Annotated in this window: 14 protein-coding genes; 1 reads left to right on the top strand and 13 read right to left on the bottom strand. The window is 46.4% G+C overall.

Annotated elements, in window-relative coordinates:
- Positions 1-222: 222 nt before the first annotated feature.
- The 13 genes from fliR to fliF form a co-directional block, all read right to left on the bottom strand.
- Complete coding sequence (gene fliR / locus JK188_RS13315) at positions 223-1,002, bottom strand: flagellar biosynthetic protein FliR (protein ID WP_036951417.1); 780 nt, start codon at positions 1,000-1,002, stop codon at positions 223-225.
- A 2-nt stretch (positions 1,003-1,004) separates the two neighbouring features.
- Positions 1,005-1,274, bottom strand: a complete 270-nt coding sequence (gene fliQ, locus JK188_RS13320) for a flagellar biosynthesis protein FliQ (RefSeq protein WP_036951410.1) — start codon at positions 1,272-1,274, stop codon at positions 1,005-1,007.
- An 8-nt stretch (positions 1,275-1,282) separates the two neighbouring features.
- On the bottom strand, positions 1,283-2,026 hold the full coding sequence (fliP, locus tag JK188_RS13325; protein ID WP_211885230.1) for a flagellar type III secretion system pore protein FliP: 744 nt from the start codon (positions 2,024-2,026) through the stop codon (positions 1,283-1,285).
- Between the two features lie 12 nt (positions 2,027-2,038).
- Positions 2,039-2,536, bottom strand: coding sequence for a flagellar biosynthetic protein FliO (gene fliO / locus JK188_RS13330; RefSeq protein ID WP_211885235.1), 498 nt, complete (start codon positions 2,534-2,536; stop codon positions 2,039-2,041).
- A 2-nt stretch (positions 2,537-2,538) separates the two neighbouring features.
- A complete protein-coding gene (gene fliN / locus JK188_RS13335) occupies positions 2,539-2,955 on the bottom strand; it encodes a flagellar motor switch protein FliN (protein WP_036951399.1) in 417 nt (138 codons plus the stop codon).
- A complete protein-coding gene (gene fliM, locus JK188_RS13340) occupies positions 2,948-3,955 on the bottom strand; it encodes a flagellar motor switch protein FliM (RefSeq protein ID WP_036951396.1) in 1,008 nt (335 codons plus the stop codon). The genes fliN and fliM overlap by 8 nt, the downstream gene beginning before the upstream one ends.
- A 5-nt stretch (positions 3,956-3,960) precedes the next feature.
- Positions 3,961-4,446, bottom strand: coding sequence for a flagellar basal body-associated protein FliL (gene fliL, locus JK188_RS13345; RefSeq protein ID WP_036951392.1), 486 nt, complete (start codon positions 4,444-4,446; stop codon positions 3,961-3,963).
- 162 nt (positions 4,447-4,608) lie between these two features.
- Complete coding sequence (locus JK188_RS13350) at positions 4,609-6,024, bottom strand: flagellar hook-length control protein FliK (protein ID WP_211885236.1); 1,416 nt, start codon at positions 6,022-6,024, stop codon at positions 4,609-4,611.
- Entirely contained in the window at positions 6,025-6,468 is a 444-nt protein-coding gene (fliJ, locus tag JK188_RS13355) for a flagellar export protein FliJ (protein WP_036951388.1), read from the bottom strand. It lies immediately after the preceding gene.
- Between the two features lie 11 nt (positions 6,469-6,479).
- On the bottom strand, positions 6,480-7,844 hold the full coding sequence (gene fliI / locus JK188_RS13360; RefSeq protein WP_211885237.1) for a flagellar protein export ATPase FliI: 1,365 nt from the start codon (positions 7,842-7,844) through the stop codon (positions 6,480-6,482).
- Positions 7,841-8,572 carry a flagellar assembly protein FliH gene (gene fliH / locus JK188_RS13365; protein WP_036951383.1) on the bottom strand — a complete coding sequence of 244 codons (732 nt, stop codon included), beginning with the start codon at positions 8,570-8,572 and terminating at the stop codon, positions 7,841-7,843. Before fliH ends, fliI begins: the two co-directional genes overlap by 4 nt.
- A complete protein-coding gene (fliG, locus tag JK188_RS13370) occupies positions 8,565-9,557 on the bottom strand; it encodes a flagellar motor switch protein FliG (RefSeq protein ID WP_006657530.1) in 993 nt (330 codons plus the stop codon). The genes fliH and fliG overlap by 8 nt, the downstream gene beginning before the upstream one ends.
- Positions 9,554-11,245: a flagellar basal-body MS-ring/collar protein FliF gene (fliF, locus tag JK188_RS13375; protein WP_211885238.1), complete on the bottom strand. Its 1,692-nt coding sequence runs from the start codon at positions 11,243-11,245 to the stop codon at positions 9,554-9,556. The genes fliG and fliF overlap by 4 nt, the downstream gene beginning before the upstream one ends.
- A 250-nt stretch (positions 11,246-11,495) precedes the next feature.
- Between fliF and fliE the strand changes: the two genes are divergently transcribed.
- Positions 11,496-11,807, top strand: coding sequence for a flagellar hook-basal body complex protein FliE (gene fliE / locus JK188_RS13380; protein ID WP_036951378.1), 312 nt, complete (start codon positions 11,496-11,498; stop codon positions 11,805-11,807).
- The last annotated feature ends 250 nt before the right edge of the window (positions 11,808-12,057 follow it).

Genomic DNA, 12,057 nt, shown 5'->3' on the forward strand with positions numbered 1-12,057 from the left:
GGAGAAAGAAATGAAAACTCATGCAGAATTACATAGTGAATGGATGAAAAAACTAGAATATCGTAGAGCTTACGAAATAGAAGAGCGAAGTAATACGTCGGTGGAGATAGTTATATTAGAGCTAGAAGACGAAAATGACTTTTTTGAAAGCTAGTAGACTGAGTAAAATGAATGGCTAACATTACTTGGGTGACCTACTGATTACAAGTCTGTAGGTCAACCTCAAACCCACAAATTAAACATCAACGACAGCTGCTCAAACGCTTGATGGATCAGGCGTTCTGTATAGCGTGGAAGGATAGAAATAATCAGCCCCAACATGCTGATACCAATAGTTAATGTGAGAGGGAAACCCACCACAAACACCGATAATTGCGGCGTCATTCGGTTTAAAATACCGAGGGATAAGTTGAGGATTAAAAACAGCGTAATAAACGGCAGAGCGAGCATTAACCCATTGATAAAAATGGTATTCGCAAATTGCAAAAATACCCAAAAACCATCACGGTGAAGAGGGGCGGTTTGGATAGGGATCAGCTCAAATGAGTTTGTCAGAATATAAATCAGCCACAAATGCCCATCGAACGACAAAAACAGCAGCAGCGTGATTAAATTTAAAATTCGTCCAAGGATCGGCATATTGGGACCGCCGGTCGGGTCAAAGAACGTCGCGAATGACAATCCCATCTGTAAACCAATCACTTCCCCCGCATGACGTACCGCGGCGAAAGCCATCTGCATGGTTAATCCCATGGCGGCACCAATCACGATTTGTTGTACACACACCCATAATCCCATCGCTGAAAATAGTGGAATGGTTGCGACAGGCAATTGTGGAGAAATGACTAAAACGGTAAAAAATGCGAGGGCGATACGTACCTTACTGATAGCCTGTTTTTCATTAAAAAACGGGGCGGTACCAAACAGGGCTAAAAGGCGAACAAAAGGATAAAAACCTTGGCTTAACCATAGCGTGAGGGTTTCGCTGGTAATGGTTAACATGATCAGCCAATGATAAACGGTAAGTTACTAAACAATGTGCGGATATAGTCCGTAAGCAGGTTTAGCATCCAAGGTCCCGCGATGATTAATACCGCAATTACCGATAAAATCTTAGGGATAAACGACAACGTCATTTCGTTCACTTGGGTAGCCGCTTGTAGCAGGCTGATAATCAAACCCGCTGCCAGTGCGGCTAGCAGCAAAGGCGCCGCCAGCATCAATGCGATTTTCATCGCTTCTGTTCCCATTGCCATTACAGATTCAGGTGTCATATGTGCTCCTAATTAAAAAAGCTTTGGGAAAGGGAACCGAGTAGTAACTGCCAGCCATCGACTAACACAAATAGCATTAGCTTAAACGGCAATGAAACCGTTGCAGGTGGCACCATCATCATCCCCAACGCCATCAATACGCTGGCAACCACTAAGTCGATAATCAAAAATGGGATAAAGATAGTAAAACCAATCTGGAATGCCGTTTTTAGCTCACTGGTAATAAACGCCGGAATTAAAATGCGCATTGGCACATCTTTGGCTTCTTGGATATCACCCACCTTGGCGATACGCGCAAACAGCGCTAAATCAGATTCACGGGTTTGCCCAAGCATAAAGGTACGCAGTGGCGCAGTGCCTTTTTCTAATGCGGTTTCTAGGCTAATTTTATCTTCGCTAAAAGGTTGATATGCCTCGCGATAAACCTGATCGGCAACCGGGGACATCACAAAGAATGTGAGAAATAAAGCTAAGCCTAATAAGACTTGGTTCGGTGGTGCTGACGGTGTACCTAGGGCGTTACGGAGTAACCCTAATACGATGATAATACGGGTAAAACTGGTCATCATCAGTAACATTGCAGGGATAAAACCCAGCAAGGTTAAAAACAGTAACGTTTGAACGGGCAACGACCAGGATTGACCACCATCGGCTAATGTATGGCTGATCACGGCAGGCAATGCCGCAGAGGCAGATTGTGGCAGAACAAGTAACAGAGCGCTGATAATGACAGTAGGTTTTAAAGGTGACATGGGCGCTTCCGGTTACTGTTTTTCAGGTGCCACAGCGTTAGCAGCATCCTGTTTTTTCTTAAAAATCGACTGAAACGTTAACGGTTCAGAGGCAAAGTTCACAACATCATTTTCTAATGGTGCAGGGTACTGATGCAGCAAATTCACGGATTGTGATGTGACGCCCAGCACTAAATATTCGTTATTCACTTCCACCACGACAACACGCTCTTTGCCACCGAGAGTACAACGACCTTTCACATTAATCAGTTGCTGCTTAACAAGCGGATTACGTCCAAACCCAAATGTCTTAAACAGCCATGCACCCAGTAAGATCAGTAAAATGATCCCGCCAAGTGCCCCTGAAATCTGTGCTAAGCTATCATTTTGGTTGATAGCTTGAGCAGAGTTACCTTCGCTGCTGACGGTGCTGGTCAAAAAAGGCTTTTGAGTGTGCGCCGAATCAATCTGTGAAGGTGGTGTCTGCAAGGATGCCTCGGTTTGCAAAGGTGCGGCTGTTTCGTCAGACATTTTTAACGGCTCAAGCGGCGCATACGTTCTGATGGTGTGATGATGTCAGTGATACGAATACCATAATTGTCAGACACCACGACCACTTCACCTTGGGCAATCAAATAGCCGTTGATCAGGATATCCAGTGGTTCACCAGCTAAGCCATCTAAAGAAACCACAGAACCTTGAGACAGGCTCAGCAATTTTTTAATCGTCATTTTAGTGCGACCCAGTTCCACTGATAGGCGAACCGGAATATCCATGATCATATCGACATCAGATAACTGATTTAATGGATTTTGCCCATCGAAATTATCGAAATTTTGCATACCTGCGGAGGCGGATTCCGCTTGTTTTTGCTGTTCCAGCGCCTCAGCCCACAGATCCTCTTCATTGTGGTTGGTTGATGCATCAAGAGAATTCTTCGCCTCACTCATTGGTACTTTCCTCATCTAGAGTGTTTAAAACAGGATTAATCAAATGTTCCACACGCAGCGCATACTGGCCGTTTTGGGTACCGTATTGACTGGTTAATACTGGCACGCCATCAACATTGACGATAAGACGGTCAGGTTTCTCGATAGGGAGCACATCCCCTTTTTGCAATTGCAGTAAGCGAGAAATACGCAGCGGGATCTCAACCAAATTGGCAATCAGTTCAAGTTCTGAACGTTTTACTTGCGTGACTAAATTGGTTACCCACGCTTCATTTTCTTGATGCCCTTGCTCCATTGGTGGGTTAATTAACCGTTCACGCAATGGTTCAATCATGGCAATAGGAATACAGATACTGAACTCACCGACGGTATTACCAATTTCCACTAAGAACGGGGTTGTCACCACGATATCGTTCGGGGAAGTGGTGATGTTGGTGAATTTAACTTGGATTTCAGAACGCACATACTCGACTTCCACGTCAGCAATTGGCTTCCACGCATCACGGTAAGCGCCTAAAGCCAGCTTCAGCATACGGTTGATAATACGTTGTTCTGTATTGGTAAATTCTTTGCCTTCAGAACGGACAGGGAATCGACCATCTCCCCCAAACAGGTTATCCACGGCGATATACACTAACGCAGGTTCAAAAGTGAACAATGCGGTGCCGCGAAGCGGTGGCATGTGGATCAAGTTTAGGTTGGTTGGAACTGGCAAGTTACGCGCAAATTCATGATAAGGTTCGATTTTGATGGCACCAACCGTGATATCCGGGCTGCGGCGCAACATGTTAAATAACCCCATACGAAACTGACGGGCAAAACGCTCATTAATAATTTCCAAGGACTGCATACGTTCGCGAAATACCCGACGTTGGGTATTCGGGTCATAAGGGCGAACGTTGTCTTTGCCTTGAAGATCCGTGGATGGCTGCTCGCTTGATGGCGCGTCATCATTGAGTAGCGCATCAATTTCAGCCTGAGATAAAATATTATCGCTCATGGGTCTTATCGCAGAATAAAAGTAGTAAATAACACGTCTGAAATATCCTGATCGGTATCGCCTGGGATCAGGGTAGGGGTAAGTGTCCCCTTAATATCTTTCATTAATTGCAACTTACCTTCGTTAGTACCCATGTTTTTAGATTGCTGTTCTGACAGCAATAACAGTAGGCGGCTACGCACTTCTGGTAGGTATTCATGAAGTTGCTTACGCGACTTTTCATTCGCTAGACGTAAGGTGATGTGGATATAGAGCACGCGATCTGCCGCATTGTTTACCCCTGGCAGGTTAACGGTAAACGGTTCTAATTCCATAAAAATCGGTTGAGGCATATTTGGGCGTTTTTCTTCCCCATTCGCAGTCTCCTGCGCCTCTTGTTTTGTCGTCCACCAGCTGTAACCACCGAAACCTGCACCGGCTAAGGCGATGAGGGCAAACAGTAAAATTAACCCTTTGTTCGAACGTTTAGATTGATTGCGTGAAGACGACATGTTGCAAAATTCCTGTTGTAAATGCCAAACCCATACGGAGTTTTATACTTTATGATCTCTAGCATTATCCCTAGATTGGGAAGAGTTAAAGGAGTGAAAAACGAAACAAAAAGGCGGTAACTCGACGCTTTAGACCTGAAATTACCGCCATTAGATTATTTCTTAGGCAAAGGTATTAATTCCACCTTGATGTGTTGGCAATTTAACCCCACTCACGCTGGCATGAGATTCACTGATACCAACCGCGCCCATTGTTGGATGGGTTGGCTGAATTTGCCCATCATGTTGGCGAGATTGCTGTTCCGCATTTGATTGACCGCTAAAATTATCTTGCCCCACAGAGCCTTGTGCTAAATGAATACCACTTTCCTGCAATGCACTGCGCAGGACTGGCATCATGCTTTCCATTGCAGCACGAACATGGCTATGTGGAGAAACAAAGTGCATCACGGCTTGATTATCTTCGATACGTAAATGCACATTTAGGGAACCTAACTCTTCAGGATGTAAGCGAATTTGCGCTTGAGAAACCCCTTGGCGAGAGAAAAACAGCATTTGTTGGCTAAGTTGTTGTTGCCAAGCTTCAGTACCAAATGGCGCAGCAAGGTTCATGGTTGGCGTTGGCATTGCAGGCGTTGCCGTTGGCATTGGTGTGGCAGATGGTGTCGCCATAATGCCTGCAACATGGGTTACCGTCGGTGTTGCGGTATTGCTAAATGCGCCACTTTCAGCTTGAACACTAAAAGCCCCTTTAGCGCTATTTTGCAGATTCTGGGTATTTTCAGCCGTTGCACTGGCGATTTGTGACAATGATTCTGTGCCTGGCGCTTTTTTACCGAGCGACATCGCATCTTGATTCAGATCTTTTGTTGGGATTGTGCGTGGATTATCCAGTGCAAATAACGCTTGATCGCGACGCTCACCGACCTCTTTTTTACTCATTAAAGCGAGTGTCGGTTCATCGGCTTCCCCGGCGAGCTGCAATTGTGCTCCATCCAAGGTTTTATCATCAAATGGCGTCACGTTACGCGCCACATCTGTCAGTTGTTGCAGTGTTTGAGTGAACGGAGTTGCAGAGGATTTCTCCGCACTGGTTTGCGGGTTAGCGGCCGCTTGAATACGCTCATCCATGGCTTGTTTTAATTGGCTAATTAAGGCGTGTTCTTCGCCTTGTTTACCCGTTAATAGCTCCGCTTGCAGTGGTGATTGTGCATTGAGGTCACGGCGGAAATTCAGCTGTGCTAAGGTATTTTCAGCTTGTTGTTTTTGAGTTAACTGATTTTCTGTGGTCGCGATTTTGTCCGTTGCTAATGGCGCGTCAGTGGATTTCTCTGAGGCGGCAGTGGCTGTATCAGATTGTTTTTGCTCACTGATCTGTTGGTTCAGAGGCGTTTCGTTAGCGCTGCCATTAAGCGTCGGGGTGCTATCGCCATTTTTTTCTGGCAATTGCTGGTTTTCAAGGACTGCCTGAAAAGGTACGGCAGGTGCTTGATTTTCATCAATCTGCTTGTCTCGCGGCTGTTCTTTTGCTGCATTAGCGGCAGGGGCAACCGGTAACAGGTTTGCATTGACGTCCATTTATTGGGTTCTCCGTAAAGTCGCGCGTTGAGCAAATTCATCCATCTGTTTCTGCTCTAAGCGATTTTGACGTTGGCTTTGAGTGTGTTCTGCACGCTGGATTAAGGTATCGAACGCATTGACGCGTTGCTGTTTTTCTTGCCAATGACGATTGGCGTCACTGACACGTTGTTCCCAGAGCGTTAACTGTTGCTGTTGCTGCTCAATAGTTAGCTCCAAGGTCACAAGAAATTGCTGATAGTTTTGCCATTTGTCCGAGTCCATGCCCGTGTGCAACGTTTGGTTTAATTTCTGCCGATATTCCGACTGATAGTTTTCCAACATGTGCAATTGCTCCGCCATTTGCGTGTGCGTTTGGCGGACTTGAGCAAGGACTTTAGCCGCTTCCTCTGAGGCATCTTCTGCTAAGCTCAGTAAGGTCGCTAATGCATGACTATTGGACATCGCATTCCTCGTTATTCATTGGGAACAACATGAGACAGTTGTTCACAAGCGGTTTGATAATCACAACGTTCATCAATATCTTGCTGTAAAAACTTCGACATTCTTGGGTAATACTGAATTGCGGTATCGAGCATTGGGTCGCTACCCATGGCATAAGCGCCGACGTTAATCAGGTCACGGTTGCGTTGATAGCTGGACGTGAGCTGTTTAAAGCGCTGGATTTTGCGATAATGTTCTTTGGCGATAAGTTCCGTCATTGCACGGCTAATGGATGCTTCAATATCAATGGCAGGGTAGTGCCCAGATTCTGCCAATGAGCGTGACAGAACAATGTGCCCATCTAAAATAGCGCGAGCGGAGTCGGCAATCGGGTCTTGTTGGTCATCTCCTTCGGTCAATACGGTATAAAAGGCGGTAATCGAACCGCCGTTTTTACCATTACCCGCACGTTCAACCAATGCAGGTAATTTTGCAAACACGGACGGTGGATAGCCTTTGGTTGCCGGAGGTTCACCGACAGCAAGCGCGATTTCACGCTGTGCCATGCTGTAGCGTGTGAGTGAATCCATGATAAGCAATACGCTTTTACCTTGATCACGGAAATATTCTGCGATGCGGGTAGCGTAAGATGCCCCTTGCATTCTCAGTAACGGTGAAACATCAGCAGGCGCGGCGACGACAACGGCACGGCGTAACCCTTCAGCACCTAAGATATTTTCAATAAAGTCTTTAACTTCGCGCCCACGCTCACCGATCAACCCGACGACAATAATGTCCGCTTGAGTGAAACGCGCCATCATGCCGAGTAAGACGCTTTTACCGACGCCAGAGCCTGCAAACAGCCCCATACGTTGACCGCGACCGACAGTTAACAGTGAGTTAATCGCTCGTACGCCCACATCTAAAATATCGTGAATTGGCGTACGCTCCAACGGGTTGATGGATGGTGTGATTAGCGGCGCACGTTGTTTGGTTTCCAGCGGCCCTTTGCCATCTAACGGAGTGCCTTGGGCATCTAATACGCGCCCCAGTAATTCATTGCCGAGAGGCAGCAGGCGACTCGTTTGTCCGTCTTCTCCAGACGTTTGCGCATACACGCGTGCGCCTGGGGAAATACCTTCGAGGTCGGAGAGCGGCATCAACAACATGCGAGGGCCGTTAAAGCCAACCACTTCGCAGACAACCTCGTCAGTGCCACCATTTATAATGCGTTCGATATAGCAGGTAGCGCCTAAAGGCATTTTAATGCCTTCGGCTTCCATCACGAGACCCGTAATTTTGGTCAAACGTCCATAGCGGCGTACCATCGGAATGCCTTTCATGCGTGACTCTAAGTCATCAAGAGACGCTATCCAACGGCCGAGTCTCGCAGTCATGACAAGCTCTCCGGTGCATACAGACGGCATAATTCTTGCCAGCGAGTGGCGACCGTCATATCAATTTCACCATCTTCAGCGACCACGCGACAGCCACCCATATGCAGGCTTGGGTCGGCGACTAAGCGCCAGCCATTCAAGTCTAACAATGAGCCTAAATGTTGTTCGATAAGCGCCACATGATTCGGGTTCACATGCAGTTCAGGCTGGCTCGCAAATATTGGTTTTTGTTGCATTAAATGGCTAATTTCTTCTAATAGCGCGGTACCATCGCACACAGTAGATTGCCCCAACACTTGCTTCGCGGCAGTTAGCGCGATTTGCAGTAATTTGGTAGTAACGACAGTGTCAAAAGTATCTAGCGAATAGTGAAATTCTGATAATAGTTTCTGCCACGTTTCAATTACCGGTTGCTGAAGAGCGAGGGCTTGCTCGCTCCCTTGCTGCTCACCAGAACGTAAACCTTCCGTAAAACCAGCTTGATAACCCTCTTTTTGACCTTTTTCAAAGCCTTGTTGAAAGCCCGTTTTCTGGGCATCCTCTTTGATGTTATCCAGCAAGTTGATCTGCTCGAGCACTTCTTTTGGCTCTAAGCAGGGGACTTTCGGCGTGTTTGGCTCAGGAACGTCATTCAACGGCGGAATAGCCGATGAATTCAGATCCCATTGATTAAGTTCCCGTAACTGCCAAGGCTGCCACTGCTGATTATTTTTGGATGTATTAGACATACACGTCGTCTCCACCACCAATCGCGATTTCGCCTTTCTCCATTAAGCGGCGAACAATCATCAGAATAGCCTTCTGCTCGGTTTCCACTTGTGACATACGGACTGGTGCTCGAGATTCCAGGTCGTCGCGAACAATCTCGGCTGCACGCGCTGCCATATTGTTGAGGAAATGGTCGCGTAGAGCTTGGTTGCTGCCTTTGAGGGCAATAACCAGCGAGTCGGTAGACACGTCTTGCAGAATGCGCTGAATGCTGCGGTTGTCCACTTCGATAAGGTTTTCGAATAGGAACATTTCGTCGATAATGCGTTGAGCCAGCTCACCATCATAATCACGCATGGCATCGATAACGCTTTCTTCTTGCTGATTTTTCATCAGGTTGATAATTTCTGCCGCGGTTCTTATGCCACCCATTTTGCTGCGTTTGAGGTTCTGACCGTCTAGCAGGTTGTTCAGAACTTCGGTCAGCTCAGCTAATGCGGCTGGCTGAACACCACCAAATGTTGCGATACGCAGCATAATGTCGTTACGCTGACGCTCTTCGAACAGTTCTAAAACATCGGCCGCTAAGTTGCGTTTTAAGTGAACCAAGATTGTGGCGATGATTTGCGGATGCTCGTCGCGAATAATATCGGCAACCGTTTGTGGCTCCATATAGTTGAGGCTTTCGATACCCGAGGTGGTCTCTTGCTTCTCGAAAATATCTTCCAACAGGCTGGCAGCACGTTCTTCCCCAAGGGCTTTGACCAACACCGAACGCAGATAGTCGTTGGTGTTGATATTTAAGGCGGCAAACTGAATTGCCGACTCTTCAAACTCGGTGAGCACTTCCGCCAGTTCGTTGTTGGAGATTTGGCGCATGTTGGACACCGCCATACTCAACTGCTGAACTTCTTTGGGATTCAGGTGCTTAAACACTTCGGCTGCCTGATCTTCGCCGAGTGTCATCAACATCACGGCGCTTTTTTCTGTTCCAGTTAAATTCATTGGGATTTTCCTAACCACTGACGGATAACCATTGCCACAACTTGTGGGTCTTTCTCTGCCATTTCACGAATACGCTGGCTTTGAATTTCAGCGCTAACACGTTGGCGAGTAAGACGGCGACGGGTTTTCTCGTCCATATCTTCACTAATTTCTTCTTCCACCACGAACGGCGCTTTAACTTGAGATGCATTGGCAATGGACATTTCAGCATCGATTTGCGCTTGTTGGGTTTTGCGATATTTCACCCACTGAGGTTTGATACCAAAGCGCCACATAAACCACGCAATCAACGCAATCAGCAAGATTTTGCCGTAATCTAAAGCTTGACCAATCACCTGTGGGTTATTCAATAACGATGGCTCTTCAACCACTGGCGTATCGTCAGTAAATAAGGAGTTAGTGATATTGATGGAGTCGCCACGCTGCGCAGAATAGCCCATCGCTTCACGGGTTAATGCATCAATTTGCTGTAACATTTCCGGTGGGAGCGGCTTCATTTCTGGACCTTTCTCACCTTCTTGGGATTGGTAATTGACGATCACCGCAACAGACAGTCGGTCAACGACACCAATTTGGCGCTGTGTGTGACTGATTTTGCGATCCACTTCGTAGTTTGTGGTTTCATCACGCTGGGTATTAAGGGTGCCATTACGGGTATTTCCGGCAGTTTTTCCATCAGTGCTTTCTTTATTAGCCTCAATCGGTGCACTTGGTGCGCTGACCGGTTGGTTTGATAATGCACCGGGTACGCCACTTGGGCCACCGTTGCTGTTTTGCAGGCTTTCGCTATTCTGGCGAGAGCGAACCGCAGCGGCATCAGGGGTTTGATTTGGCTTGTACTCTTCAGACGTCTGCTCAACTTTTGAGAAGTCCATTTGCGCGGTGACTTGCGCGTGAATATTGGCACGACCGACTAATGGAGACAGAATATCTTCAATGCGCTCTTTAAGATGGGCTTCCATCTCTTTGGTCATTTTGATTTGTGCGCTATTGGCAGATTGTTGGCTGTTGTCGTTATTGGTCAGCAGGCGGCCTGTTTGGTCGACAATGATCACGTTTGCGGCGGTTAAGCCAGTTACGCTGCTTGAAACCATATGGACGATGGCGCTAATTTGCCCTTCATCCAACATTCTGCCCGGTAATAAACCGACAGTGACCGAGGCGGTCGGCAGTTTTTGTTCACGGACAAATAAGGTTGGTTTAGGGATAGCCAAATGGACTCGAGCGCTTTGAACTGGGCTGAGGAATTCGATGGTACGAGACAGCTCGCCTTCAAGGGCACGCTGATAGTTGATTTGCTCGCTAAATTGGCTGATACCAAATTGTTCTTTATCAAGCAGTTCAAAACCGGTATTGCCACCTTTCGGTAGACCTGATTGCGCCAGTTTCAAACGTAATTCATGGACTTTATCAGCAGGCACAAGAATAGCACTGCCGTTATCCGCGATTTGATAAGGGACGTTCATCTGGGTCAGTTGGCTGACGATGTCACCCCCATCTTTTGCACTCAGGTTACTCAGTAGTACACGGTAGTCAGGGCTACGGAACCAGAGGAGCAGGGCGACAATAATAGATATCGCAGCAGCACCGGCAATAATTAACGGTATTTTCGGGTCGGCTTTGATGCTTTCGATCAGTGAGGCAAAACCTTTTTTGGCCTCCCCCGTATCTTTAGATGCGGTACTCATAAATATTCCCTGCTATGCAAACTAAACGGATGAATATACGTTTGGTGAAACAATCTTATTTCCCTCTTCGTAACCTCATTTTTTTACGCTGCTATTATTTATTGTCTTGATGCAATCTAATGACGGAATCAGCCTATAATTTTGGTGTTATTTATCGGCTTCAAGTAAAAAACGGTGTGGTAGGGTAGGCAAACTAAAATTCGTGACGGCAATTTTTTGCTCAACTTATCGACTAACCGAAGAGAACAGAATGACGATTCAAGCGATTGAAGGGGTGGTTTCCCAATTAAATGTGGTGGCAACGCAAGCGGCACATAACACCAAACCCGTTGTAGAGCCGGTGGGTTTTGCCGATCATTTAGTGGCATCTGTGAACCAAATCAATGAAACCCGCGTACAATCTGCGCAGAAAGTGCAAGATTTTACCCTCGGTAAGCCGGATGTTTCATTAAATGATGTGATGGTCGATATGCAAAAAGCCAGCTTGAGCCTACAAATGGGCATTCAGGTGCGTAATAAGCTGGTAGCAGCGTATCAAGAGATCATGTCAATGCCAGTGTGATTATTATTCTTTAATATTTATGTATTGATACGAAACGCAGGCAATGCCTGCGTTTTTTATTTGTTTTTAAATGGCGAAGTAAGCATCAATAAATAAGTTAATCTATTATTATTTCCTTCTGTCATTTTTAATATAACTATTTCTTACTCATGTAGGATGAATGGGTAATACACTAAACTAGTGTTTACTTTATGGGCTCAATAATAATGGGTATATTATGAATGATAATAATATTAGTGAAAATCACGGG

It is taken from the genome of Providencia sp. JGM181 (assembly GCF_018257375.1).
Lineage (GTDB): Bacteria > Pseudomonadota > Gammaproteobacteria > Enterobacterales > Enterobacteriaceae > Providencia > Providencia lanzhouensis.